Origin of the sequence: Aliivibrio sp. S4MY1 (genome assembly GCF_028765545.1) — a bacterium.
Taxonomy (GTDB): domain Bacteria; phylum Pseudomonadota; class Gammaproteobacteria; order Enterobacterales; family Vibrionaceae; genus Aliivibrio.
The window spans coordinates 444,313-470,256 of sequence record NZ_JARACP010000001.1; the positions used below are offsets into that span (position 1 = coordinate 444,313).

Genomic DNA, 25,944 nt, shown 5'->3' on the forward strand with positions numbered 1-25,944 from the left:
AATAAAATAAGTTGACTATAATTGTGGAGTAAATAGTCTACACATAAAAAGTGATAGTGATCACTGTTTGAATTATTGTGAAATAAGCAATAAATCGTATATAAAATAGGAGAAAAGCGTGGATAAAGTTTGGCTTTCACGTTACCCAGAAGACGTACCAGCAGAAATTAACCCTGACCAATATAGCTCATTGGTTGATATGTTTGAAAAATCGGTTCATAAATACGCCGATCAGCCTGCATTTATCAATATGGGTTCAGTAATGACATTTCGTAAGTTGGAAGAGCGCAGTCGTGCTTTTGCTGCTTATTTACAAAATGAACTGAAGCTTAAAAAAGGTGATCGTGTTGCGTTAATGATGCCAAACTTACTGCAATACCCAATTGCATTATTTGGTGTGTTACGTGCGGGTATGGTTGCGGTAAATGTGAATCCACTATATACGCCACGTGAGTTAGAGCATCAGTTGAATGATTCAGGTGCTGCTGCAATCGTTATTGTTTCAAACTTTGCGAGTACGCTAGAAGAAGTTGTTGAGAACACACCAGTAAAACACGTTATTTTAACGAACTTAGGTGAGCAACTGCCGCGTGCCAAAGGTACAATTGTAAACTTCGTGGTTAAGTACGTGAAGAAAATGGTACCAAAGTACGATCTTCCTCATGCTACCTCTATGCGTAATGCATTACGTAAAGGCCGTAGAATGCAGTACATCAAGCCATTCATTGATAGTGAAGACTTAGCCTTCCTGCAATACACGGGCGGTACCACAGGCGTAGCAAAAGGCGCAATGCTTACTCATCGAAATATGATTGCAAACGTAATGCAAGCAAAAGGCGCTTATGGTCCAGTGTTGACTGAAGGGCGTGAGCTTATTGTTACTGCACTTCCTCTTTATCATGTATTTGCGTTAACGGTTAACTGTTTACTGTTTATTGAAATGGGTGGTCGTAACCTGCTTATCACTAACCCTCGTGATATCCCAGGTTTTATTAAAGAACTACAAAAATACCCATTTACTGCAATTACTGGCGTAAATACGCTGTTTAATGCTCTAGTGAACAACGAAGATTTCCATGAGTTAGATTTCAGTAACCTTCGCCTATCTGTAGGTGGTGGTATGGCAGTGCAACGTGCCGTTGCTGAAAAATGGCAGCAACATACAGGCTGTTACCTACTAGAAGGCTACGGCTTAACTGAGTGTTCTCCATTGGTTGCGGCTTATCCGCATAACCTAACGTCATACAATGGTTCGATTGGCTTACCTGTACCGTCAACTGAAGTTCGAATGGTTGATGAAGAAGGTAATGTTGTTGCTAACGATCAAATCGGCGAGCTTCAAGTTCGTGGCCCTCAAGTGATGAAAGGTTATTGGAACCGCGCAGAAGCGACCAAAGAAATGATCACTGAAGATGGTTGGGTAAGCACTGGTGACATCGTTAAATTTGATGATGAAGGCTTCCTGCATATCGTTGACCGTAAAAAAGACATGATTTTAGTATCAGGTTTTAACGTATACCCAAATGAAATTGAAGATGTTGTTGCGCTTCATGGCAAAGTACTAGAAGTCGCAGCTGTAGGTAAACCACACCCAACATCAGGTGAAGTGGTTCGAATTTGTGTTGTTAAACGTGATCCAAGCCTAACGAAAGATGAACTAATTGCTCATTGTCGTAAGCATCTAACAGGTTATAAAATTCCACGTATTGTTGAGTTTAGAGACGATCTTCCAAAAACAAACGTAGGTAAAATTCTGCGTCGTGAACTGCGTGATGAATATAAAGCAGAAGAAAACGCATAATTTGGTTACAATGTAAAAACACGATAATGCCAGCTTAATCGCTGGCATTATTTTTATTTGTTATGAAATTTTAGAGACAAGATAGCTTAGTTTTTATTGAGGTTAAGCTATCTTGCCTTATTGATCTTTTAAGGAAGAATAGTGAAATTTGAAATCGTCACTCAGAGTCAGCGTTTGGCTGAGATCTGTCAGCAAGCAAGTAGTAAACCATTTTTAATGTTAGATACTGAGTTTGTAAGAACACGAACGCTATATGCTCGCTTAGGTTTAATTCAAATGTTTGATGGCGAGACACTAGCGCTCGTTGACCCAGTTGAAATTGATGACTTAACACCGCTTTGGGATTTATTAAAAAATGAATCAGTAACTAAAGTGCTTCATGCGTGTGGTGAAGATTTAGAGGTATTCCAACATTACGCGGGTTGCATGCCAACGCCTATGATTGATACACAGATCATGGCCGCATTTTTAGGTTACGGACTATCAACAGGCTTTGCTAAGCTTGTTTCTGATTATTTAGGCATTGATTTAGATAAAGGCGAAGCTCGAACTGATTGGATGGCGCGACCTTTATCTGAAAAGCAACTAAACTATGCGGCAGCAGATGTACATTATTTACTGCCATTGTTTGAAAAACTTCAAGCCGAATTAGCACAAACTCAATGGGAATCGGCAGCGTATCAAGAATCTGCTCTTGCGGTTAAAAAGCGTGAAAAACAGCCAGATGCAGAAAAAGCGTTTTTAGATATTAAAAATGCGTGGCAGTTAAATCCTAAACAGTTAGCTGTGTTAAAAATGGCAGCGAAATGGCGTCTAGAAGAAGCAAGAAAACGTGATCTTGCGGTTAACTTTGTTGTTCATGAATTGAGTTTATGGAAATTGGCACGTTTTAACATTCGCAGTAAAGAGCAAATGTTAAAAGAAGGTTTTGATCCAAGAGAGGTGCAGCGTCATGGTGGAAAATTATTGCGTTTCTCTTATTTAGTAGATGACTTAAACCCGGCTGAATACCCAAAAGAGATCTCTCGTTTAATGGATTACCCTGGTTATAAGCAGATTTTTAAATTATTGAAAGATGAGGTGAAGCTAGCATCAGATAAATCAGGATTGATGCCGGAGTTCTTAGCCTCTAAAAAGCAGTTAAATCAGTTATTATCTTGGAAGTGGAAAAAGAACAGCGCACCAGAGCTAAAACCTGACGCATTGAATGGTTGGCGTGGTGATTTACTTGAAACTGGCTTTATGGCAGTACTTGAAAAATAACAGTAATACTAATCCTGCTTAAGAAAAAAGGTGACTATTAATAGTCACCTTTTTTTATCAAGATCGAATTTTTTTAGACGTTAATGATCATCTTCAGGAAGAGTAACGTTTAACTCTAATACCGATAAATCTTCCTCTTTTTGTTCAAGAGAAACCGTTACCATATCAGGACTTACGTTTACATATTTACTGATCACTTTAAGAATATCTTCTTTAAGTTGTGGTAAATAGGATGGAGCAGGTCCGCCATTACGACGTTCTGCAACGATGATCTGTAGCCTTTCCTTAGCTATGTTAGCAGTGGCTTTTTTCTGTGGTCTAAAAAACTCAAGCAATGCCATGCTTAACCTCCAAATAGTCGTTTAAAGATGCCTTTTTTCTCTTCTTCTAAGAAACGGAATGAAACTTCTTTGCCTAATAGACGGTCAACAGCATCTTGGTATGCAGCGCCAGCATTAGACTCCTCATCAAAAATTACAGGAACACCCTTATTCGATGCGTTTAGTACTGATTGACTCTCAGGAATAACCCCTAATAGTGGGATATTCAGGATTTCTTCAACATCACCTACACTCAGCATTTCACCTTGATTTACGCGAGCAGGGCAATAACGAGTAAGTAGCAAATGCTGCTTAACTGGTTCTAATGATTCTTCTGAACGGCGAGACTTAGAATCTAAAATACCAAGAATACGGTCTGAATCTCGAACAGAAGAAACTTCAGGGTTAGTTGTGATGATCGCTTCATCTGCAAAGTAAAGTGCCATTAAAGCACCTGCTTCGATACCTGCTGGAGAATCACAAATAATGAAATCAAAATTCATTTCGATAAGTTCATCAAGAACTCGACGAACCCCTTCTTTTGTTAGTGCGTCTTTATCTCGAGTTTGAGAAGCGGGTAGAATAAATAAATTACCTACACGCTTATCTTTAATTAATGCTTGGTTTAGAGTTGCTTCACCATTGATTACATTTACAAAATCGTAAACAACGCGACGTTCGCAGCCCATGATTAAGTCAAGGTTACGCAAACCAATATCAAAATCGATTACCGCGGTTTTTTTGCCAGCTAAAGCAAGTCCGGATGCAATAGCAGAGCTAGAAGTAGTTTTACCTACACCGCCTTTGCCTGAAGTCACAACGACAATACGTGCCATTTTTATTATTCCTTTTCTGTTGTGCTATAACGTTAGGGTATCGATCTGAATACGGTCTTCAACCATAGTGATCATGACATTTTGATGCCAATACTCTTTGTCAATTTGGTCGCTTAACCAATAATTACCCGCAATGGAAATTAGTTCAGCTTGTAAGTTTTTACAGAAGACTTTTGCCTCTGTTTGACCACTCGCGCCAGCAATCGCTCTGCCACGCAATGTGCCGTGAATATGTATACTGCCATCTGCAATCACTTCTGCACCTGGACTGACGTGATTTAAAATTACAAGGTCTGCATCTTTTGCATACACTTGCTGGCCTGAACGAATAGGTGTTTTTACCACTTTCGTTGGCTGCATACTGGCTTTTTGTGTTACTTGTTGAGGTGTAAATGACGTCATAACAGCAAACCCTGCTGCTGTTGCCTGAGCCTGCTTTTCTTTATCTTTACAGCCAGTGATCCCAACAGGGATCATCCCAGTGCGTTCGACACCAGATTTTAGCTCAACAAAGTTAATTTCATTCGATACATTTTCAATATTGACAACGACAGGCGCTGAAGCAAAAAAAGAGGGTGCTTGAGCTACTTTTTGCTCAAGCATACTTAATGCCAAAGCAACGTCATCATTAGGTAAATGTAATACTGAAAGGGTGAAATTACTGCCCTTTAAATCGGCTGTTTTTGTCATACTATTCTGTATCTTGATAAATTTAATACCACAAATCTGATACCATGTTATAGTCAGTTTAAGCGTACAGCAAGTTATCTTATTGTCTTAAGTGTACTTTTTAGTAAGGCTCTCATCAAATAGACATTAAATGTATGTGTGAAGTTGAGAGTAAGATCAATTCTATCAAAAATAGGTTATAAAATGTTCTGTTCAGTTTATAAAAGTACCAAGAAACAAGGTGCTTATCTTTATATTGCAAAAAAAGATGACTTTACTCCCGTTCCGAAAGAATTAATGACAATGTTTGGTACGCCAACCATGGTAATGGTCGTAAATTTGGCAGGCAGAACATTAGCTTCAGTTGACGTAGAAAAAGTAAAAGCATCAATTCAAAATGAAGGCTTTTTTTTACAGTTACCACCGCCTCCAGAGAATCTGCTTGAAAAATACAAGCAAGAGAAAGCACAAAGAAATGAGAAGTAATCTATGAAGAAGAAATTACTGCTAGGGATAGTCAGTTTATTAATGGCAACATCAGTAACTGCGGGCACACCTGAAGGAGACTTTCAGGATTATATTGTAGAATTAAAAAATGAAGCGAGAGAAATAGGCATTTCAGAACCAATTCTCGAGCGTGCATTCAAAGATATCGCTTTTAAAGAAAAAGCGGTTAAATCAGATCGTAATCAACCAGAGAAAAAATTAACGCTAGATGAGTATATTCCACGAGCTGTGCCAAAATGGAAAATCAAACAAGCGAATGATTTATACCAAAAGCATTATAAAGAATTGACCCGAATTGGTAATGAATATGGGGTTCAGCCTCGTTTTATTGTTGCGTTATGGGGCGTTGAAAGTAACTTTGGTAAGCTGACTGGTGGTTATAATGTCATTGAAGCATTGACGACATTAGCTTATGACGGCCGTCGTGAAGAGTTCTTCAAAAAACAAACCATGGCAGCCTTAACCATTTTACAGCAAGGCCATATCACCCCTGAAAACATGAAAGGTTCATGGGCTGGTGCAATGGGTCAGTGTCAGTTTATGCCAACGTCATTCTTAGCTTATGCGGTTGATGGTAATGATGATGGGCGTAAAGACATTTGGACTACCGAAGCTGATGTATTTGCTTCAGCTGCAAATTATTTAAAACAAGTAGGCTGGGATGATGCCTATACGTGGGGTCGTCAAGTTCAGTTACCTGAATCATTAGATACAGAAAGCCTAAAAGGTTTATCTGAAGATAAAGGTAAATCACTGGCGCAATGGCAAGAGTTAGGCGTTCGCCGTTTGACAGGCAAAGCCTTACCTGATGTAGATATCGAAGCATGGTTAGTGCAACCCGATGACAAAGACGGCCGTGCTTACCTTGTTTACAATAACTACCAAGTCTTAATGGATTGGAACCGTTCACATTACTTTGCCTTAGCGGTAAGCCATTTGGCAGATTCGATTAAGTAAATTATAGAGTTCAGATCGGTCGCAAGCTCCCTAGCAGAATTCAGAGGTTAGTGTTGTTAGTTGTATACTTACAACGAACACCTCTGAATTCTTTAAGCGAAGCGATCTGAACTCTGCTTTTAGCTTTTAAATATCCAACGGCTTCCCTTTCAATAACCTTCTCACCCACAATCTTCCTGGGTGCAATCCTTCAAGTACTGAGTTTGGCAGTGGAATTGGGTCACCCATGATCTGTGATGCCAAGGTCTCAGCCAGTAGGGGCGCAGAGCTTAATCCTCTAGAGCCTAATGTCAGCATACAGAACAAGCCTTCATAAACAGGGATTTCTTTGGCTTCACGTAACCAATGGCGTTTCTTATAGATATTTTTGTATTCTTCTTGCATATCCTCAAAACGAACCACATTACCAAGAAATGGCAGGTGATCACGACTGGCACAGCGAATTCCGACACGAGCTAAATTATCAGACGTATCAGCTTCTTTCACCCAATCTTCGTTAGGGATGCATTTATGTAAGCGCTCGCCATTCTCTATTTGATCTGATCCTTTAAACGCTAAGTCTAAATCACGACGATCATAACTAGCACCAATACAATGGCTTTGATGCTTGGTATTTTCAGGCGTTAAGTAACCGTCATAACACAACACCGTTTTAAGCTTTTTCAAGGATTCCGTTGTAGGAATATGACTCACTTGCCCTCGAACTGGTGTCGCTGGAATATCTTTAGTTTGCTCAAAATCAGTAAATCTGTGCCCATTAGCAACCACAACGGCTTGATGTTTATTGGTTTTTTCACCAAGAACAAGGTTCCATTGTTTATCGTCCGTTTGAGTTAATTGCGTCACTTCAGCGTTATTATGCAGAGTAAATAGTGGGTTTTCTGATAAATGTTCAAATAATCCACGAGTTAATTGTTTTGGACATAACCAGCCACCTAATGGGTAGTGGACGCTTTCCATATTAATCGGTAAGCCAACCATTTGATTGGTTTTGTCGATATCAAAAGAAGAGACAAGTTCATTAGGGAAATTTCCCTCAAGCATTTTATTGAGCTTGTTGGCGGATTTTTCATCCCATTTTAACTGAGTAACGCCACACCAATCGTGATCAAATTCTACGTGTTTAGCGGCTTGGTCGATAAACTGACGAGCAAAAATAAATCCTGGAGCAAAAAAGCGAGAAAGTGAATTAAATTTTTCATTAAGCAGTGGGTATACCGCGCCTTGTTTATTACCTGATGCCCCTTGTGCTGCTTTATCATCTTTACAGTAAACAGTGACACTCACACCGCGACGAAGCAATGTTGTCGCCAATGCTGCACTGGCTACACCACCTCCTATAATCGCAACGTCAGTGATGTTTTCGCGTGTCGTGCGTGCATACCAAACCTCATGATTAGCCTTGGCTTTACGTTCCGATAATGTTCCTGCAATCATTTCGCGTTTATGTCCAAAGCCTTTGACTTTTTTCATATCAAAGCCAGCTTCAATTAAGCCTCTGCGAACAAAACCAGCTGCTGTAAAAGTGGCGCAAGTACAGCCTTCTTTAGCAAGACTTGCCATATTATTAAATAGATTTTGATTCCACATTTCAGGATTTTTACTTGGTGCAAAACCATCTAAAAACCAAGCGTCGATAACACCAGAATCGTCCATCCAAATCTGAGGCATACAATCTTTTATATCACCAAACCACAGATCAAGCGTGATCATGCCATCTTCTAATACTAAACGGTGGCAATCAGGTACAGCAGCAGGATAATGCGCTTGCAGTTGCTCTGCGAGTTCAGCCAGTTCAGGCCATGCTTGATGCGCTTTAACTAAATCAGCTTTGGTTACAGGGAATTTTTCAAAGCTAACAAAGTGAAGTTCTTTTAAAGGGGCGTCAGGGTATTGTGAACGGAATGCTTTGAACCACTGCCATACAGCAAGAAAGTTTAATCCAGTCCCAAATCCGGTTTCACCAATAACAAAACGGCGTTGATCAAATTCTTTCCATCGTTGCGGAAGATTATTTTGTTGTAGGAAGACATAACGTGTTTCTTCTAAGCCATTATCATTAGAAAAATACACATCATCAAAATCATTTGAGATAGGTGTCCCAGATTCATTCCAATCAAGAATTGCATTTGTGATGCTGTTTTGTGGTAAAATGTGATTTCGTGACATAAATTTGCACCATTAAAGATAATCTACGTCGGATTTTAACGACTTATAGGAAAGCTGACCACTTTGTTGTGCTATCTTCGCTATTATCTACCAAGATTTATGACTTATTAGGAAAGAATCATGAAAAGAGCCGTAATTACAGGCATGGGCATTGTATCGAGTATCGGTAACAATGCAGAAGAAGTATTAGAGTCTCTGAAAGCTGGTAAATCAGGCATTAACTTCTCTGAGCAGTTCGCTGAAAAGGGTCTGCGCAGTAATGTTTGGGGCGATTTGAAAATGAACCCTGCTGATCATATTGATCGCAAAAAAATGCGTTTTATGGGTGATGCGGCTGCGTTTGCTTACATCTCAATGGAGCAAGCAGTAACAGATTCTGGCTTAACAGAAGATCAAGTTTCAAATGAACGCACAGGTATTGTTGCAGGTTCTGGTGGTGCATCATCACTAAACCAAGTAAATGCGGTTGATATCTTGCGTGAGAAAGGCGTTAAGCGTGTTGGTCCTTACATGGTTCCACGTACAATGGCGTCAACGGTTTCTGCGTGTCTTGCAACACCGTTCAAAATTAAAGGCGTGAACTACTCAATGAGTTCAGCTTGTGCAACTTCTGCACACTGTATCGGCCACGCTGTAGAGCTTATCCAACTTGGTAAACAAGACGTAATGTTTGCTGGTGGTGGTGAAGAACTAGATTGGTCATTAACGATGATGTTTGATGCGATGGGCGCACTATCATCAAAATACAATGACACACCAGAAAAAGCATCTCGTACGTACGATGCAGACCGTGACGGTTTCGTTATCTCTGGTGGCGGCGGTATGGTTGTTATCGAAGAACTTGAACACGCTCTTGCTCGTGGCGCTAAAATCTACGGTGAAATCGTAGGTTACGGTGCAACATCTGATGGCTACGACATGGTAGCACCATCAGGCGAAGGCGCAGTTCGTTGTATGAAAATGGCAATGCAAAACGTAGACAGTGTTGATTACGTGAATACTCACGGTACATCTACCCCTGTTGGTGATGCAAAAGAACTAGGCGCTATCCAAGAAGTATTTGGTGCGAACAGCCCTGCTATCTCTGCAACTAAAGCAATGACTGGTCACGCGCTAGGTGCAGCCGGTGTTCATGAGGCTATTTACTCAACGCTAATGCTAGAGCACGGTTTTATCGCGCCAAGCATCAATGTTGAAACATTAGATCCTGCAGCTGAAGGTCTTGATATCGTCACTGAAAAACGTGATCAAGCACTAACAACCGTTATGTCTAACAGCTTCGGTTTTGGTGGTACAAACGCAACGTTAGTAATTAAGAAATACGAAGCGTAATCGCGTAATCACTAAAAAAAGATAGTAAAACCCAGTCACTTAAATTGGCTGGGTTTTTTTATACCTGTTTTTTGTTACGGAAGTGATAAACTGAATTCATGAATTGAAAGGATAACTGATTAAAAAATGAAAATATTGATGGATGAAAATATGCCTTATGCTGCTGAACTATTTAGTGAGCTAGGTGAGGTTGTTGCTAAATCAGGAAGGACACTAACAGCAGATGATTTAATTGATGTTGATGCTTTGATGATACGCTCTGTAACCAAAGTGAATGCAGAGCTGCTCTCAAAAGCCAATAAACTAAAATTTGTTGGTACAGCAACTGCAGGAATGGATCATGTTGATCAAGTTTTCTTGAAAGAAAAAGGGGTATTTTTCACGGCAGCCCCTGGTTGCAATAAAGTAGGTGTTGCTGAATACGTATTAAGTTGTGTCATGGTACTGGCTCAGCAGCATGGCTTTTCTATCTTTGATAAAACGTTTGGTATTATTGGTGCTGGTCAAGTCGGTTCTTATTTAGCGAAATGTCTTGATGCGTTAGGTATTCCATACTTACTTAATGACCCAATTAAAGAGCAAGAAGGCGACAAACGTTCATTTGTAGCGTTAGATGAGTTACTCGAAAAATCAGACGCTATTAGTTTCCATACACCGATCACACGCGATGGTGAATTTCCAACTCACCACCTGATGAATGAAAAAAGACTCACGGCACTGCGTAATGACCAGATAGTGATCAATGCAGCGCGTGGCCCAGTGGTTGATAACCAAGCACTAAAACAGCGCTTATTAAAGCAAGATGGTTTTAAAGCCGTATTAGATGTTTTTGAGTTTGAACCTGACGTTGATATGGAATTATTACCGCTACTTTCTTTTGCTACTCCGCATATTGCAGGGTATGGATTAGAAGGAAAGGCTCGTGGAACCACAATGATATTTAATTCTTATTGTGAGTTTTTAAATCGCGAAGAACGAGAAGATCCACAGAGTTTATTGCCAGTAGCCCCAATCCCTAATGTGACACTAAATCAGCAATGGGATCATTCAACACTGCACAATTTGATTCAGTTAGTCTATGATGTGCGAAAAGATGATGCCGTATTTAGAAAAGAGATCTCAACTGTCGGCGCATTTGATAAAATGCGTAAGGATTATTGGGATAGAAGAGAATATAGTGCTATCACGATCACAGGCGATAAAAACTGTGGTCTTACCCCGTTACAACAACTTGGATTTACAATCGAGGAAGTCTAATGACTCAAGAATTTGATGTTGCCATTCTTGGCGCAACTGGTGCTGTTGGCGAAGCAATTATAAGTGTATTACAAGAGCGTAAGTTTCCTGTACGTAATTTATATCTTTTAGCTTCTGAACGTAGCGAAGGCAAAACAGTTCGTTTTAATGGTAAAACATTAACCGTTGAAAACGTAGAAGAGTTCGATTGGAGCCAAGTACAAATTGGTCTATTTTCTGCAGGTAGTGAACTTTCTGCAAAATGGGCACCAATTGCAGCGGAATCAGGTGTTGTTGTTATCGATAACACATCACACTTCCGTTACGATCACGATATTCCATTAGTGATCCCTGAAGTAAACCCAGAAGCACTTGTTGATTTCCGTAACCGTAACATTATCGCGAACCCTAACTGTTCAACGATTCAAATGTTAGTTGCATTAAAACCAATTCATGATGCTGTAGGTATTGACCGAATTAACGTATCAACATACCAATCAGTGTCTGGTTCAGGCAAAGCTGGTATTGATGAGCTTGCAGGTCAAACGGCTAAGTTATTAAATGGTCTACCAGCAGAGAACAAAGCATACGATAAGCAAATCGCATTTAACTGCTTACCTCATATTGATGAGTTTATGGATAACGGCTACACCAAAGAAGAAATGAAAATGGTGTGGGAAACACAAAAAATCTTTGCAGATGATACGATTACTGTAAATCCAACATGTGTACGTGTTCCTGTGTTCTATGGTCACGCTGAAGCTGTTCATATTGAAACTCGTGCCCCTATTGATGCAGTAGAAGCAACACGTTTACTTGAAGAAACCGATGGTATTGAAGTATTCCACGGCAATGACTACCCAACACAAGTGAGTGATGCTACGGGTAAAGACCACGTAATGGTTGCTCGTATCCGTGAAGATATTAGTCATTCAATGGGGCTTAATATGTGGGTTGTTGCAGATAACGTACGTAAAGGTGCAGCAACAAACGCGGTTCAAATTGCAGAAGTATTAATTCGCGATTACTACTGATTAATATGACGCCTCTTTTATAAATAAAGAGCATGGTTTGCTTTGAATTATAGCCTTAGTGAAAACTAAGGCTTTTTTCTCCCATAAACCACACAGTTTTTGCTTAAAAGCTACAGTTTTTTTATTATTATCCGATATAGTTATACAGATATTAATTCTTTCATTTTACTAAGAGGCATCTCTAGTGTCTGACGCATCCAAAAAAATGTTTAAAACGCTGACTCCTTTAGCGTTATTCGTAGCATCACAGTGTTCGGTTGCGAACGCTGCGGGTACAATTCAAATTGTAGGTCCAGAAGGAAAGGATCAAACCGTCAGTTCACAGGTAGTGACGCCATCACAATCAACAAGAACCGCTACTGTTTCATCACAAAACTTAGCATTAGAAAAACAATCGGCAACGGCCCCGACAAAAGTGTATGGGCCAACAAGAGAAGATGAAACTTTGTGGTCGATTGCAAGTCGAGTAAATCCATCGAACACCACATCAGTTCAGCAAACCTTATTAGCTATCTATCGTTTAAATCCCCATGCTTTTGAAAATAACAACATTCATGGATTAGAGCCAAATAGCCGATTAAGTTTACCGACATTAGAACAAGTTCGTCGTGAAAATACAGATGATGCGAAACAATTATTGCTTGCGCATAGTAAAAAATCAGTAGTTAAAAAAGCGCCTGAAGCTAAAGTTGAAAATATTGCTAAAGTTGAAAAAACAGAACCAAAATCAACAGTAGCACCAATTAAAACAGAAAAGAAAATTCAAGAGCCAAAAACTGTTAATAATACGGTTAAATCAATTGAGCCAGTTGTTGAATCAGCACCTTCAGTGGTTGCTCTAAAATCTGAACTAGAGACAACAGAGCAAGAGTTCACTGCGCTTCAAGAAAATAATCATCAGTTACGTGTACGATTAGCTGAAGTACAGCATGAAGTTGATAACTTAAAAAATGAATTAAGTGATGAAGATCGTATTCGAAATGAAGTAGAAAAGTTCATTAATGAACAAAAACAGTTAGCGGTAGCAGAGAAAAAAGCAGAACCAAGCGCAATGGATAATTTAGCGTCGAGCCCGGGCTTAATTGCATTGCTTGCGCTTATTCCAGGTGCGCTTATTGCTGGTCTAATTGCTTTCTTCTTATCTCGACGTAAGAAAGAAGAAGAGGAGGAAGAAACAGCAGAAAGCACATCAGACACACCATTGCCGTCTGCATTAGCAATGCCAGAAGATAATTTTAATATGGATGATGATATTCCAGAAATTAGCTTAGATGATGATGACGATATCTTAGGTGATCTCAACGATGATGAATTCTTATTTGGAAACGATGACTCAGACTCTAATGATGATTTGTTTGCTGAATTTGAAACAGAAAAAACAGATTCAGAAGATAATGACCCATTTGCGTCATTAGATGAAGATGAAGATGATGATTTAGAGTCAATGCTATCTGATGATCTTGATCTTGATAGTTTAGATGATCTTGACGATGACCTTGATATGTCTTCAAGTGCGTTAACAGTCGATGCGGAAGAAAAAGCATTAGGCCTTGAAGAGATGGAAAAAGCGCTTAATGATTTTGATAGTGATTTATTCTCAGAGAGCGATCTTGAAACGGAAGATGATGATTTTGACTTATCATTAATTGATGATTCCGATCTATCAGCGCTTGATAAATCAACCCCTGAACTAGAAGAAAATGAAGAGCTAGAGGGCGGAGAGTTAGAGCAATCAATGCTTGATGATTTGTTCTCATCAATGGATGACGATGAAGAAGAGTCAGAACTCGATCAAGGCTGGGACCTCGATGAAAAAGAAGAAACAAAACTAGTTGCTGAGCCAAGCCGTGATTCGCTTGAAGATGAGTTAGATTTCGATACATTGCTTTCAGGCATTGAAGATAAACCAGAAGAAAACTCTGAAAGTATCGATTTGGATAGCGATACAGAAATGTTTAATGAGTTATTGGATGACTCAAATGATAAAGATAACAATAGCTTAAATATTGAAGACGATCTTGATTTAGATGTTGATGAAGACAGTACCGCATTATTAGATGACCTGTTAGATGAATCAGACGATGAAGACGATCTTGATTTAGATGTTGATGAAGACAGTACCGCATTATTAGATGACCTGTTAGATGAATCAGACGATGAAGACGATCTTGATTTAGATGTTGATGAAGACAGTACTGCATTATTAGATGACCTGTTAGATGAATCAGACGATGAAGATGACCTTGATTTAGAGATTGATGAAGACAGCACATCATTGTTGGATGAGTTACTGGGTGAAGATGATGAGCTAACTGATGAAGATGATATTGAAATTGATGAAGATAGCACTTCATTACTTGATGAGTACTTATCAGAAGGTGACGACGACGATGATATTAAGATTGATGAAGACAGCACAGCTCTATTAGATGAGCTAATTGGCGATGATTCTGAAGAGGATGATGAAGCGCTGGGAAAGACTGGCGATGATGTTGACGTTGAAGGTGTAGCAGCATCAGAATCGCTTTCAGAAGATACGCCTAGAGATGAAGATTGGTTAGTTGACGCTGAAGAGGATGAAATCGATGATATCCCATTGTTTGAATCAGATTTAGCATCAGAATCATCGCTGGATCTTCATGAGCCTGAAGAAGAATTAGCTCCTGAAGCTGAAGTTGCTGAATCAGAAACAACAGAAGCAGAAGAAGATGTATTTGCTAATTTAGAAGATGACTTGGAAGCCGATGAAGTAACAACGCTTTCACCAGAAACTGAAGAAGCAGACATCGAAGAGAGTACAGAGTCTGAGTTAGATGAAGATACTGATTTCTCGTTTGACCTTGATGAGTCTTTAGAAGAAACAGAGCTGAATGAACTTCAAGCTGAAGAGCCAATTGAGCTAGAAGATGATCTGTTAACAGAAGAAGTACTCACTGAAGAAGCGCCGTTAGTCGTAGAGACAGAGACGGAAGAAGACGTATTTGCTAATTTAGAAGATGACTTGGAAGCCGATGAAGTAACAACGCTTTCACCAGAAACTGAAGAAGCAGACATCGAAGAGAGTACAGAGTCTGAGTTAGATGAAGATACTGATTTCTCGTTTGACCTTGATGAGTCTTTAGAAGCAACAGAGTTGAATGAACTTCAGACTGAAGAGCCAATTGAGTTAGAAGACGATCTGTTAGCAGAAGAAGTACTCACTGAAGAAGCGCCGTTAGTCGTAGAGACAGAGACGGAAGAAGACGTATTTGCTAATTTAGAAGATGACTTGGAAGCCGATGAAGTAACAACGCTTTCACCAGAAACTGAAGAAGCAGACATCGAAGAGAATACAGAGTCTGAGTTAGATGAAGATACTGATTTCTCGTTTGACCTTGATGAGTCTTTAGAAGCAACAGAGCTGAATGAACTTCAAGCTGAAGAGCCAATTGAGCTAAAAGACGATCTGTTAGCAGAAGATGCGATAACAGAAAATGCCCTTGAGGAAGAAACTCTAGCTGTAAATAGTGCATCAGAAATTGAAGATGATCTTGATGAAAATGATTTCTCATTAGATGATTTTTTAGAAAGTAGTGCGGTTGATTTTTCACAGCCTAATGATGATTTAGATGAAGAAGCAGATGAAGATCATCTGGAAGGATTATCGATTGAAGATGCGTTAGCTGCTTTAGAAGACGATAGTGATGATATTACACCACCTGAATCTGAAATAGAGGCGTTAGAACAAGATATTGATGCCACCGAAGATGACAAATCAGAAGAGTCATTAACTGTTGAAGATGAGAAAGAAGTCGCGCCCTTTGATTTTCATTCACGAGTGTCAGATGAAGAAAAAGAAGCGTTAACTCACTTAGATAGTGCTGGTTTAGACATTGATAGTATGCTTGATGATGGTGCTAGCGATTGGAGTGGATTCAATCTTGATAATACACCAAGCATGGACTCCGAGGTGGAAGATGAAGATTGGGCAGAACAACCAAACTTCGCTAATGACCCTCATGGAGATGATCGCTTTTTAAGTATTGAAGCATTAATTGCAGAAACTGAAAACGGAGATAAATCGAGCTTCGAAGAAGAAGATCTTAATTTAGATGTTGGGTTAGATGACTTTCCCGATATGCTAGGTAACGTAGGATCTCATGATGTTGATGTAAACAGTGATGCTCAAAGTAAGCTTGATTTAGCAAGAGCGTATATAGAAATGTCTGATGACAAAGGTGCTCTAGAGTTACTTGAAGAAGTTCTTCGCAGTGATGATGCGCAACTAAAAGTTGAAGCTGAAAAATTAATGAAACAATTAGGCTAACTTTAAAAAACAATCTTTAAAAAGGCGGTGGCAGTGAGCTCCGCCTTTTTTTATAATGACGTATAATTGAATAAAAAGAATCAAATCTCATGCGAATAGCTTTATGTATTGAATACGATGGTGCCGATTACTATGGTTGGCAGCGTCAGAAAGACGTTAATAGCGTCCAGGCTGAATTAGAAAAAGCCTTAACAATTGTTGCAAATGAACCAATTGAAGTGATGTGTGCAGGTAGAACAGATGCTGGTGTGCATGGTACCGGTCAAGTTGTTCATTTTGATACAACAAGCACGCGCAAACTCGCAGCATGGATGATGGGAGCGAACGCTAATTTACCAAAGAACATCGCTGTTCGTTGGGCAAAGGAAGTAAATGAAGACTTCCATGCTCGTTTTACAGCAACAGCGCGACGTTACCGATATATTATTTATAATAACCGTCTTCGTCCAGCAATCTTAGGGCACGGTGTTAGTCATTATCACGAACCGTTAAATGCAGAGTTAATGCATCAAGCTGGGCAGTATTTACTAGGTGAGAATGATTTTACTTCTTTTAGAGCAATACACTGCCAATCTCGTAGTCCTTGGCGTAATTTAATGCACTTTAAAGTCACTCGTCATGGTGATTTTATTGTTATTGATATTAAAGCAAATGCTTTTGTTCATCACATGGTTCGCAACATTACCGGCAGTTTAATTCAGGTTGGTAAAGGCAAACAAAAACCAGAATGGATGCAATGGTTACTTGAAGCGAAAGACCGTAAATTAGCCGGGGCAACAGCAAAAGCAGAAGGGCTATATCTTATTGATGTCGATTATCCGCAGGAATGGGAACTACCACGAGTGCCACTAGGACCATTATTTTTAGCTGATAACTGATATTACATCTATATTAAATACGCCTATTTAATAAACAAAAAGTTGATGTAGGTTTAATATTGAAAATAGGTACAACCAGTTTTTTATCTACACTGGCTGTTATTTATGGTTTAATCTAATTAATTGAATTTATTTCTCTTGCGATGGTGCGAGAGATCACTAATAGAAAGGTCGTCCATGAGTTGGCTTGAAAAGATTTTTAATACAAGCAATATTGTTAGTTCACGTAAAGCATCGATCCCTGAAGGGGTTTGGACGAAATGTACGTCATGTGAACAGGTTCTATATTCTGCAGAGCTAGAGCGTAACCTAGAAGTGTGTCCTAAGTGTGACCATCATATGCGCATGAAAGCACGTAAACGTTTAGAAACATTCTTAGATGCAGAAGGTCGTGTTGAAATTGGTGCTGAATTAGAACCAAAAGATGTTTTAAAGTTTAAAGATTCAAAACGTTATAAAGATCGTATCTCTGCTGCACAGAAATCAAGTGATGAGACGGATGCTCTAGTAGTAATGAAAGGTACTCTATTAGAATTACCGGTTGTTGCATGTGCATTTGAATTCTCATTTATGGGTGGTTCAATGGGTTCTGTTGTTGGCGCTCGCTTTGTTAAAGCGGTAGATGCTGCAATTGAAAATAACTGTCCTCTTGTATGTTTCTCTGCAAGTGGTGGTGCACGCATGCAAGAAGCACTTATGTCTCTAATGCAAATGGCAAAAACAAGTGCTGCTCTTGCACGCTTGTCTCGTAAAGGCCTACCATTTTTCTCTGTACTAACTGACCCAACAATGGGTGGTGTGTCAGCAAGTTTAGCAATGCTAGGTGATATCAATATCGGTGAACCAAAAGCGTTAATCGGCTTTGCTGGTCGTCGTGTTATTGAGCAAACTGTACGTGAAGACCTTCCTGAAGGTTTCCAACGTAGTGAATTCTTGCTTGAACATGGTGCAATTGACATGATTGTTGACCGTCGTGAAATGCGTCAACGTATCGGTGGCTTAATGGCTAAAATGACAAACCAGTCATCGCCATTAGTTGTTCCTGTTGATGGTGCAAAGTAAAAATTAAATCAAATGCGAGCAAGGTTGCTAGTTCTTACTTTAAAACAGCAACCTAAGTCATATATACTGTCACTCTATTCCGTCAGTGAAGTAGTTGAATTATGACATCATTTGATTCTCCGAAAGCCACATCTGATTTATCGGTGTGGCTTCGTTATTTAGAAAGCATTCATACAAGTGCAATTGATTTAGGCCTTGAGCGTGTTCAACGTGTTGCACAACGAGCAAAATTAACAAAACCAGCCCCAACGGTGATTACAGTAGCAGGGACAAATGGCAAGGGTTCAACTTGCGCATTAATGGAGTCTATCTTAATTAATGCTGGGTATCGTGTCGGTGTTTACAGCTCTCCTCATCTTATTCGTTACAATGAACGCATCCGTATTAATGGTAACGATTTATCTGATTCTCTTATTACTCAGTCTTTTTCAGCAATTGAAGCATGGCGTAAAGAAACATCATTAAGTCTTTTTGAGTTCGGAACCCTATCTGCTTTGTGGGCGTTTAAAGCACATCAAGTTGATGTTGTCCTCTTAGAAGTTGGCTTAGGTGGGCGTTTAGATGCGACAAATGTGGTGGATCATGACGTTTCTATTATCACGAGTCTCGCGGTTGATCATGTTGATTGGCTTGGGGATGACATTGAAGTGATTGGTTTTGAAAAAGCAGGGATCTACCGTTCTGAAAAGCCAGCGATCTGTGGTCAACCAAATCCTCCATCGAGTGTCGCAGCTCATGCTGATGACATCGGAGCTGATTTATATCAAGTAGGCTATCAATTTGATTATAGCGTGAATCCTGAGATGCAAACATGGACATGGAAAAGTGGGGCGTTTGATCTAGATAACTTACCGTTACCAAATTTACCTTTAGCGAATGCAGCAACAGCGATAATGGCGTTAGGTACGTCTGGATTAGAACTGAGTGATGTGAATATTGTCGAAGGTTTGAAACTTGCTAGTTTACCGGGCCGAATGCAGTGTTTAAGTCGTGGCAATGGAGGAGCTGAACCAACAATTATTCTTGATGTTGCACACAACCCACATTCAGCAAATTATCTCGTACAACAAATAAGACAGCGTTTCCCAAATAAGAAAGTACATGCAGTAGTCGGCATGTTGCATGATAAAGACATTAAATCGACCTTGAGTGAGTTCACGGGAGTGATTGATGTTTGGTATCCTGCATCTTTATCTGGTCCACGAGCAGCTAATGCAAGTGAGTTAACTGCGGTTTTATCAGAAGAAATAACAGAATATTCATCACCAGTTGATGCTTTTAAAGTAGCCTTACAACAGGCTGAAAATGATGATTTAATTTTAGTCTTCGGTTCTTTCCATACGGTTGGTGAGGTATGGGATTACTGGAAACAAGAAGCATAAGGAACATAAGTGTCTAGTCCATTTCAGCGACGTCTAGTCGGAACTATTATATTGGTTGCTATTGGGGTAATTGTTTTACCTGATGTATTTGATGGTAAGAAAAAACATTACCAAGAAGAATTTGCAAGCATTCCAATTAAACCTGAGCTCTCTAAAGATGTAGAGCAATTTGAGATACAAGAGCCAGTAGATTTTGATGCGGAACTTCCTGGGGAGCCTGTAGAGGTGACTATTGAGTCGACAGAAGCAGAGCCGGAAAAAGAAGTACTTCACATTGTAGAAAAAAAACCAGCAGTTGAAGCACCGAAAATTGATTATGCAAAAAGCGCATGGATAATCCAGCTTGGCGTATTTAGAAATGCAGATAATGCACAAAATCTAGCGCTTAAATTACGTAAGCAAGGTTTCCAGGCGCATACTTTTCCTAAAGAACCTCAGAAAGGAGATTTAGTGAGAGTTGCTGTTGGCCCAGATATTTCAAAATCGGATCTTGAAAAACAACTACCGAAATTAAAAGAAATAACTGGCTTAAATGGTCAATTGCTTAAATTTGCACCACTAAACCCATAAGAAAACGTTTGCGTAGCGGATTTTTCTGTTAAAATGCGCAGCAACAGAGAAAAGATAAATTATGATTTGGATCGATTTTGTCATTTTAGGTGTTATTAGCCTATCAGCTTTAATCAGTTTGGTTAGAGGATTTGTAAAAGAAGCATTGTCATTAGTGATATGGTTTGGTGCCTTTTTTGTTGCCAGTAACTTCTATCCTAAATTAGCAGCGTATTTTACAAATATACATGATGAAATGATAAGAAATGGCAGTGCGATAGCTGCCTTGTTTGTGGCAACCTTAATTGTTGGTGCTGTTGTTAACTATGTTGTTGGTCAATTAGTACAAAAAACAGGGTTGTCAGGAACAGATAGGATTTTAGGGATTGTCTTTGGTGGATTAAGGGGCGTGCTAATTATTGCAGCGGTTCTATTCTTCATTGATGCCTTTACATCATTATCAGATTCAGAGTGGTGGAAGCAATCGCAATTAATACCTCAGTTTAAGGTTGTAATTGCGTGGTTCTTTGATTACTTAAAGGATACATCAAGTTTTCTTCCTGGCGCTAAATAGCGCCAGTTTTTTAGCAAATTGAGGACTCTAGGACATGTGCGGTATTGTTGGAATCGTGGGCGCAACACCAGTAAACCAGTCAATCTATGACGCTTTAACAGTGCTACAACATCGTGGCCAAGATGCTGCTGGTATTATTACCATAGAAAGCAATCGTTTCCGTCTGAGAAAGGCGAACGGTTTGGTGAAGGATGTGTTTGAAACAAAACACATGCAACGCCTACAAGGTAACGTTGGTATTGGACATGTTCGATACCCTACAGCAGGTAGTTCTAGTGCCTCAGAAGCACAACCTTTCTATGTAAATTCTCCTTTTGGGATCACATTAGCGCACAATGGTAACTTAACCAATGCGAATGAAATCCGTGAGACTTTATTTGAACAAGAGCGCCGCCATGTTAATACGACTTCTGATTCAGAAGTATTATTAAACATCTTTGCTCACCATCTTGATGAATCTAAGAATTACCCACTCACTCAAGACGATATCTTTAAAACAGTAGCTAAAGTACATGAACAAATTCGTGGTGCTTATGCGGTAACGGCAATGGTGATTGGTCATGGAATGGTTGCTTTCCGTGATCCAAATGGCATTCGTCCATTATGCCTAGGTAAACGTGAAGTAGAAGGCCGTACAGAATATATGGTAGCGTCTGAATCCGTCGCTCTTGATGCTGTCGGTTTTGATTTTGTACGTGACGTAGCGCCAGGTGAAGCTATATATGCACCATTTGAAGGAGGTCTATATACACAACAATGTGCGCATGATCCAAAGTTAAATCCATGTATTTTTGAATTCGTTTACTTTGCTCGTCCAGATTCGTTTATTGATAAAATTTCGGTATACAGTGCACGAGTTGAAATGGGTAAGCGTTTGGGTGAAAAAATCAAACGTGAATGGGAAGATCTAGAGATAGATGTAGTTTTACCTATCCCTGAAACTTCATGCGATATTGCCCTTGAGATTGCTCAAATTATTAATAAACCTTACCGTCAAGGGTTCGTGAAAAACCGTTATGTTGGCCGTACGTTTATTATGCCAGGTCAGCAAGAGCGTAAAAAATCGGTACGTCGTAAATTAAACGCTATTCGTTCAGAATTTAAAGATAAGAATGTACTGCTGGTTGATGACTCAATTGTTCGTGGTACTACTTCTGAGCAGATCATTGAAATGGCGCGAGATTCAGGTGCTAAAAATGTTTACATGGTATCAGCTGCGCCAGAGATTCGTTTCCCGAACGTATATGGTATTGATATGCCAAGTGCAAATGAGTTAATTGCTCACGGTCGTGAAGTGGATGAAATCTGTAAACAAATTGGTGCTGACGCATTAATCTTCCAAGATCTTTCCGATTTAGTTGACGCTGTAGGCTGCGGGAATCGTGAAATTGAACGTTTTGAAACCTCAGTTTTCAATGCGCATTATGTAACTGGAGACGTAGACCAAAATTACTTAGAGTATTTAGAAAGTTTACGAGGTGATGATGCAAAAAAAGATCATGAAGCTCAAAATGTAGCAAGTTTAGATATTTATAACGAAGAAATTTAAATTTCGTCTAAAGAAAAGCCTGTGATATCTGTTATCACAGGCTTTTTTTGTTGTGTGTCTTGTCCTGAAATGTGTTTTAGTATTAACTTGGTACGTGGCTACTTACGAAATCAATAAAAAGGCGGACTTTTTCAGGTTGATGATCTTTATGGTTATAAATCATATAAATATCTCTAGGATTCGCTGACCAGTCTTTAAGAACACGTACTAATGAGCCATCAGCAAGGTATTGGCGGATCATAATATTTGGCATTAGCGTTATCCCTAAACCATCAGAACAAGCCATTCGAATCACATTAAGTTCACTCGCCTCAAAACGCCCAGCATCAGTAATTGTGACAGATTCACCATCATTATTCGTTAAACGCCAACGCATTAAAGGGTTGCCTTTTAGTAAATGGTGCTCATGTAACTCTTGTGCGTGTGTTGGCTCTGAATTTGCTTCTAAATAAGTAGGACTAGCGACTAAAATATCTTCTAAAGATCCAATTTGACGAGCAATAAGTGACGAGTCTCTTTGCTTTCCAACACGGAAAATAATATCCCAATCAGTCGGGTCAAGCTGTTCTGGTTGGTTGCTCATAGTTAGGTTAATACTGATATTAGGATAGATCAGCATAAACTTATTTAAGATAGGTTGAATCATGCGCTTGGTCAGGTTTGAAGGGGCTGCGATTTTTAATTTACCAGCAGCACCACGGCACTCTTCACCTAGACATTCACTGGTATTAACTAAAGTCGCTAAAATTGGGGCGCATTCATCATAAAACTTTTGCCCAGCTTCTGTTAGTGATAGCTTGCGAGCGTGGCGATTAAGTAAGCGAATATCTAAAGAATCTTCTAAGGCTTGAATCCGACGAGTAATTGTCGCAACAGGGATTAGGGTTTTTCTTGAGGCGGCAGTATAGCTGCCATTATCAACAACCTGTCGAAACAAATTTAAATCATCTAACTTCATTATATTAAGATACTCTCTGTTTTTTCGAACGATGAATTGTAACTAAAACCCTAATGTAGGTGTTGTTATAAGTCAACTAAAGTGAAATTCTATAAATAAAAGACCAAATTCTCCCCTAACGTAACAGTTATTAATAATCTTATCTAAAAAAATTTGTGCTCAACCTAATATGGAACTAAATTTATTCTGAGTAATAACAAAAATAAAGGAAGTATCCATTATTTGCTAAGGAACGTGCAGAGGGTTGTCGTATGTCGATAGAGCAGTGCGAAAAAAATATAGATGAAGTTAAAGCACCAGTAGAAGATTTGCTTTTTAATAAAGATGTATTGATTGTTGATGACGATCCTGTTTTTCGATCTATGGTAAAAGCGGTTTTAGAAAGTTATTCATGCAATGTAAAAGAAGCCTGTAATGGCTTAGAAGGACTGCAAATATTACAGAACGCATTACCTGATGTATTGTTGTGTGATTTAGCGATGCCAATATTAAATGGCATCGAGTTTGTTGAGGAAGCAGTTTTAGAATATCCAATGTTGCCAATCATTGTCATTTCAGGCAGTGGTGATATGCAAGATGTGGCAAAAGTGTTGCGTTTAGGGGCAAAAGATTTTTTAGTTAAACCGATCAGCGATATCTCGATCTTGATTAAGTCATTGATATCAGCTCTAAAATTAAGTGAAGAGAGCTCTCAACGAATGCAGGACTTTTCAAGTCAATGGTTCAGAACATCAGAGCTTGATAAAAGCTGTAATGATGAACTGCATTGGCACTTAGATCATTTACAAAATGAACCTAATATAGGCAGAGAGCTTTTATTTGAGTTATTGCCAGAAAATGATGCGCAGCAAGGTAATTGGAAATTAAGTTATCGATTATTACAGCCAGTAGATGGAATGCCACTGATTTTTGATTATGAGTGGTTGTTAGATGGTCGTTTATTCTTTTATCTTGTCGATTCAAAGTCAGGCGAGGAGAGTGGTGTTGTTTCTTGTCTGTTGATCAGAGCATTTTTTAATGATTTCATCCGAGATCAAAATATTACATTAAATACAATACCAAAAATGGTTGCTTCAATTGAAAAAGGAATGGCAACGATGGCACATTCTTACCCTATGTCAGGTATGTTTGGGTATGTCGATTTTTCTGACGAGGCCATCTTTATTTTATCTGCAGGACTTGATGCCGTATGGGATAATCAGAAAGAGCGCAGTGTGGTACGAGGAAGCGAACAATTAACTCAGGGAGCCGAAAATAACAAGGTACATCGTTTCCCTATTGCACAGGAAAATAGTTTACTTTTGAACAGGTTAGGGTGTAGCAGTTTTAAGCTTGAATTAAGTTCTTCATAGATTGATTGTTTAGTGATAGCCTCACGTTAGAGTATAGTTTTGGTTTAGAGAGACAGTTTTGCATTTTACCCATAAGGCGTTTTGGTTTTTTATTGGCGTTATCGCATTAGTTCTAGGTCTTATTGGTGTATTTTTACCTCTCCTACCAACGACGCCATTTTTGATCCTTGCTAGCGCATGTTTTATGCGGGCTTCACCTCGAATCCATGCTTGGCTTATTATGCACCCTTATTTAGGCCCTCCTATTGTTGAGTGGCAGGAGTGTAAAACCATCAAGGCCTCCATTAAAAAGAAGGCGTTTGTAATGATAGTGTTTAGCTTTCTTCTCTCTATCATAATAGCGCCAATTTTGTGGGTGAAATTTTTATTGTTAGTATTAGCAACTACACTTCTATATTGGTTTTCAACCATCCCAAGTTCTTAATTTTTAAAATAATCGACTAGCGCAATAGGCATTAGATCAACAGCTCATCTCGACGGGTAATACTTGCTCACAACACAGAAAGTGAATAACATAAGTCGGTTAATTTTTTTTAATGCCGGATTTAGGCAGAATAGGACAAAATCATGTCGACAGAAACACTTGAACTGATTAAAAGCAGCATCAAATCTATTCCTGATTACCCAAAAGCAGGCATCATGTTCCGTGATGTAACTAGCTTGATGGAAGACCCAAAAGCATATCAAGCGACAATTCAGCTACTTGTAGAGAAATATAAACAAGGTGGCTTTACTAAGATTGTTGGTACTGAAGCTCGTGGTTTCTTATTTGGTGCACCATTAGCGCTAGAGTTAGGTGTTGGTTTTGTTCCTGTACGTAAGCCTGGAAAACTTCCACGCCCGACAATCGCACAAACGTATGATCTTGAATACGGTACAGATACGTTAGAAATTCATACTGATGCAATTGTTGAAGGTGATAAAGTATTAGTGGTTGATGACCTACTAGCTACTGGCGGTACGATTGAAGCAACAGTAAAACTGATCCGCCAACTTGGTGGTGAAGTTGAGCACGCAGCATTTGTTATTAACCTACCAGAAATTGGTGGCGAAACTCGTTTAGAAGGTTTAGGCCTAAACGTATACAGCATTTGTGAGTTTGCTGGTCACTAATTCCTCATATACACAATAAATTGAGTGAGATCTCTCTATCAAGGGAGATCTCATTTTTTTGCTGTGCTACGATTTAGATCTATTTTATTTTGGGCTG

22 protein-coding genes are annotated in these 25,944 nt (G+C 39.2%); 17 read left to right on the forward strand and 5 right to left on the reverse strand.

Annotated features, from left to right (window positions below):
- The first annotated feature begins 118 nt into the window (after positions 1-118).
- Together fadD and rnd are read left to right on the forward strand one after the other, a co-directional pair.
- Entirely contained in the window at positions 119-1,801 is a 1,683-nt protein-coding gene (gene fadD / locus PVK71_RS02205) for a long-chain-fatty-acid--CoA ligase FadD (protein WP_130045501.1), read from the forward strand.
- A gap of 141 nt (positions 1,802-1,942) precedes the next feature.
- Positions 1,943-3,064: a ribonuclease D gene (rnd, locus tag PVK71_RS02210; protein ID WP_274417187.1), complete on the forward strand. Its 1,122-nt coding sequence runs from the start codon at positions 1,943-1,945 to the stop codon at positions 3,062-3,064.
- Between the two features lie 80 nt (positions 3,065-3,144).
- Here rnd and minE read toward each other — a convergent pair whose 3' ends face one another.
- From minE to minC, 3 genes are read right to left on the reverse strand one after another with little or no spacing between them, the layout of a single operon-like run.
- The gene (gene minE / locus PVK71_RS02215; RefSeq protein WP_060991419.1) at positions 3,145-3,405 is read right to left on the reverse strand and encodes a cell division topological specificity factor MinE; all 261 of its coding nucleotides are present in this window, start codon (positions 3,403-3,405) and stop codon (positions 3,145-3,147) included.
- A 2-nt stretch (positions 3,406-3,407) separates the two neighbouring features.
- Positions 3,408-4,220, reverse strand: a complete 813-nt coding sequence (gene minD / locus PVK71_RS02220) for a septum site-determining protein MinD (protein ID WP_130048201.1) — start codon at positions 4,218-4,220, stop codon at positions 3,408-3,410.
- 24 nt (positions 4,221-4,244) lie between these two features.
- On the reverse strand, positions 4,245-4,910 hold the full coding sequence (gene minC, locus PVK71_RS02225; RefSeq protein WP_130086094.1) for a septum site-determining protein MinC: 666 nt from the start codon (positions 4,908-4,910) through the stop codon (positions 4,245-4,247).
- Between the two features lie 183 nt (positions 4,911-5,093).
- On the opposite strand from minC, the gene PVK71_RS02230 reads away from it, so the two are divergent.
- Entirely contained in the window at positions 5,094-5,375 is a 282-nt protein-coding gene (locus PVK71_RS02230; RefSeq protein ID WP_130045496.1) for a YcgL domain-containing protein, read from the forward strand.
- A gap of 3 nt (positions 5,376-5,378) precedes the next feature.
- Positions 5,379-6,353 (forward strand): lytic murein transglycosylase, encoded by a 975-nt coding sequence (locus tag PVK71_RS02235; protein ID WP_274417184.1) that lies wholly within the window; start codon positions 5,379-5,381, stop codon positions 6,351-6,353.
- A gap of 126 nt (positions 6,354-6,479) precedes the next feature.
- Here the strand turns inward: PVK71_RS02235 and mnmC are convergent, their stop codons facing one another.
- The gene (gene mnmC / locus PVK71_RS02240) at positions 6,480-8,522 is read right to left on the reverse strand and encodes a bifunctional tRNA (5-methylaminomethyl-2-thiouridine)(34)-methyltransferase MnmD/FAD-dependent 5-carboxymethylaminomethyl-2-thiouridine(34) oxidoreductase MnmC (protein WP_274417183.1); all 2,043 of its coding nucleotides are present in this window, start codon (positions 8,520-8,522) and stop codon (positions 6,480-6,482) included.
- A gap of 120 nt (positions 8,523-8,642) precedes the next feature.
- Between mnmC and fabB the strand changes: the two genes are divergently transcribed.
- The 10 genes from fabB (at position 8,643) to purF (ending at position 22,424) form a co-directional block, all read left to right on the forward strand.
- Entirely contained in the window at positions 8,643-9,854 is a 1,212-nt protein-coding gene (gene fabB, locus PVK71_RS02245) for a beta-ketoacyl-ACP synthase I (RefSeq protein ID WP_274417182.1), read from the forward strand.
- Between the two features lie 126 nt (positions 9,855-9,980).
- Complete coding sequence (locus PVK71_RS02250) at positions 9,981-11,111, forward strand: 4-phosphoerythronate dehydrogenase (RefSeq protein WP_274417181.1); 1,131 nt, start codon at positions 9,981-9,983, stop codon at positions 11,109-11,111.
- Positions 11,111-12,124: an aspartate-semialdehyde dehydrogenase gene (locus PVK71_RS02255; protein WP_274417180.1), complete on the forward strand. Its 1,014-nt coding sequence runs from the start codon at positions 11,111-11,113 to the stop codon at positions 12,122-12,124. The genes PVK71_RS02250 and PVK71_RS02255 overlap by 1 nt, the downstream gene beginning before the upstream one ends.
- Before the next feature lie 184 nt (positions 12,125-12,308).
- On the forward strand, positions 12,309-16,430 hold the full coding sequence (locus tag PVK71_RS02260; RefSeq protein ID WP_274417178.1) for a FimV/HubP family polar landmark protein: 4,122 nt from the start codon (positions 12,309-12,311) through the stop codon (positions 16,428-16,430).
- A gap of 89 nt (positions 16,431-16,519) precedes the next feature.
- Positions 16,520-17,308, forward strand: coding sequence for a tRNA pseudouridine(38-40) synthase TruA (truA, locus tag PVK71_RS02265; RefSeq protein WP_274417177.1), 789 nt, complete (start codon positions 16,520-16,522; stop codon positions 17,306-17,308).
- 177 nt (positions 17,309-17,485) lie between these two features.
- Positions 17,486-18,370 carry an acetyl-CoA carboxylase, carboxyltransferase subunit beta gene (gene accD, locus PVK71_RS02270; RefSeq protein WP_274417175.1) on the forward strand — a complete coding sequence of 295 codons (885 nt, stop codon included), beginning with the start codon at positions 17,486-17,488 and terminating at the stop codon, positions 18,368-18,370.
- 101 nt (positions 18,371-18,471) lie between these two features.
- Positions 18,472-19,752, forward strand: a complete 1,281-nt coding sequence (gene folC / locus PVK71_RS02275) for a bifunctional tetrahydrofolate synthase/dihydrofolate synthase (protein ID WP_274417174.1) — start codon at positions 18,472-18,474, stop codon at positions 19,750-19,752.
- 9 nt (positions 19,753-19,761) lie between these two features.
- Entirely contained in the window at positions 19,762-20,322 is a 561-nt protein-coding gene (locus PVK71_RS02280) for an SPOR domain-containing protein (RefSeq protein WP_130045487.1), read from the forward strand.
- A 61-nt stretch (positions 20,323-20,383) separates the two neighbouring features.
- Entirely contained in the window at positions 20,384-20,875 is a 492-nt protein-coding gene (locus tag PVK71_RS02285) for a CvpA family protein (RefSeq protein WP_130045486.1), read from the forward strand.
- 34 nt (positions 20,876-20,909) lie between these two features.
- Positions 20,910-22,424 (forward strand): amidophosphoribosyltransferase, encoded by a 1,515-nt coding sequence (gene purF, locus PVK71_RS02290; protein ID WP_130048190.1) that lies wholly within the window; start codon positions 20,910-20,912, stop codon positions 22,422-22,424.
- An 82-nt stretch (positions 22,425-22,506) separates the two neighbouring features.
- Here the strand turns inward: purF and PVK71_RS02295 are convergent, their stop codons facing one another.
- On the reverse strand, positions 22,507-23,382 hold the full coding sequence (locus PVK71_RS02295; protein ID WP_274417171.1) for a LysR family transcriptional regulator: 876 nt from the start codon (positions 23,380-23,382) through the stop codon (positions 22,507-22,509).
- Between the two features lie 251 nt (positions 23,383-23,633).
- On the opposite strand from PVK71_RS02295, the gene PVK71_RS02300 reads away from it, so the two are divergent.
- From PVK71_RS02300 to apt, 3 genes are all read left to right on the forward strand, one after another.
- Complete coding sequence (locus PVK71_RS02300) at positions 23,634-24,734, forward strand: response regulator (protein ID WP_274417170.1); 1,101 nt, start codon at positions 23,634-23,636, stop codon at positions 24,732-24,734.
- 58 nt (positions 24,735-24,792) lie between these two features.
- Positions 24,793-25,158: a YbaN family protein gene (locus tag PVK71_RS02305; protein ID WP_274417169.1), complete on the forward strand. Its 366-nt coding sequence runs from the start codon at positions 24,793-24,795 to the stop codon at positions 25,156-25,158.
- 143 nt (positions 25,159-25,301) lie between these two features.
- Complete coding sequence (apt, locus tag PVK71_RS02310; protein WP_130045481.1) at positions 25,302-25,847, forward strand: adenine phosphoribosyltransferase; 546 nt, start codon at positions 25,302-25,304, stop codon at positions 25,845-25,847.
- The last annotated feature ends 97 nt before the right edge of the window (positions 25,848-25,944 follow it).

What these genes read in the sequence shown, in the direction of transcription:
- minE (WP_060991419.1), bottom strand. Translation starts at nt 3,405, where the DNA reads ATGGCATTGCTTGAGTTTTTTAGACCACAGAAAAAAGCCACTGCTAAC.
- minD (WP_130048201.1), bottom strand. Translation starts at nt 4,220, where the DNA reads ATGGCACGTATTGTCGTTGTGACTTCAGGCAAAGGCGGTGTAGGTAAA.
- minC (WP_130086094.1), bottom strand. Translation starts at nt 4,910, where the DNA reads ATGACAAAAACAGCCGATTTAAAGGGCAGTAATTTCACCCTTTCAGTA.
- PVK71_RS02230 (WP_130045496.1), top strand. Translation starts at nt 5,094, where the DNA reads ATGTTCTGTTCAGTTTATAAAAGTACCAAGAAACAAGGTGCTTATCTT.
- PVK71_RS02235 (WP_274417184.1), top strand. Translation starts at nt 5,379, where the DNA reads ATGAAGAAGAAATTACTGCTAGGGATAGTCAGTTTATTAATGGCAACA.
- mnmC (WP_274417183.1), bottom strand. Translation starts at nt 8,522, where the DNA reads ATGTCACGAAATCACATTTTACCACAAAACAGCATCACAAATGCAATT.
- fabB (WP_274417182.1), top strand. Translation starts at nt 8,643, where the DNA reads ATGAAAAGAGCCGTAATTACAGGCATGGGCATTGTATCGAGTATCGGT.
- PVK71_RS02250 (WP_274417181.1), top strand. Translation starts at nt 9,981, where the DNA reads ATGAAAATATTGATGGATGAAAATATGCCTTATGCTGCTGAACTATTT.
- PVK71_RS02255 (WP_274417180.1), top strand. Translation starts at nt 11,111, where the DNA reads ATGACTCAAGAATTTGATGTTGCCATTCTTGGCGCAACTGGTGCTGTT.
- truA (WP_274417177.1), top strand. Translation starts at nt 16,520, where the DNA reads ATGCGAATAGCTTTATGTATTGAATACGATGGTGCCGATTACTATGGT.
- accD (WP_274417175.1), top strand. Translation starts at nt 17,486, where the DNA reads ATGAGTTGGCTTGAAAAGATTTTTAATACAAGCAATATTGTTAGTTCA.
- folC (WP_274417174.1), top strand. Translation starts at nt 18,472, where the DNA reads ATGACATCATTTGATTCTCCGAAAGCCACATCTGATTTATCGGTGTGG.
- PVK71_RS02285 (WP_130045486.1), top strand. Translation starts at nt 20,384, where the DNA reads ATGATTTGGATCGATTTTGTCATTTTAGGTGTTATTAGCCTATCAGCT.
- purF (WP_130048190.1), top strand. Translation starts at nt 20,910, where the DNA reads ATGTGCGGTATTGTTGGAATCGTGGGCGCAACACCAGTAAACCAGTCA.
- PVK71_RS02295 (WP_274417171.1), bottom strand. Translation starts at nt 23,382, where the DNA reads ATGAAGTTAGATGATTTAAATTTGTTTCGACAGGTTGTTGATAATGGC.
- PVK71_RS02300 (WP_274417170.1), top strand. Translation starts at nt 23,634, where the DNA reads ATGTCGATAGAGCAGTGCGAAAAAAATATAGATGAAGTTAAAGCACCA.
- apt (WP_130045481.1), top strand. Translation starts at nt 25,302, where the DNA reads ATGTCGACAGAAACACTTGAACTGATTAAAAGCAGCATCAAATCTATT.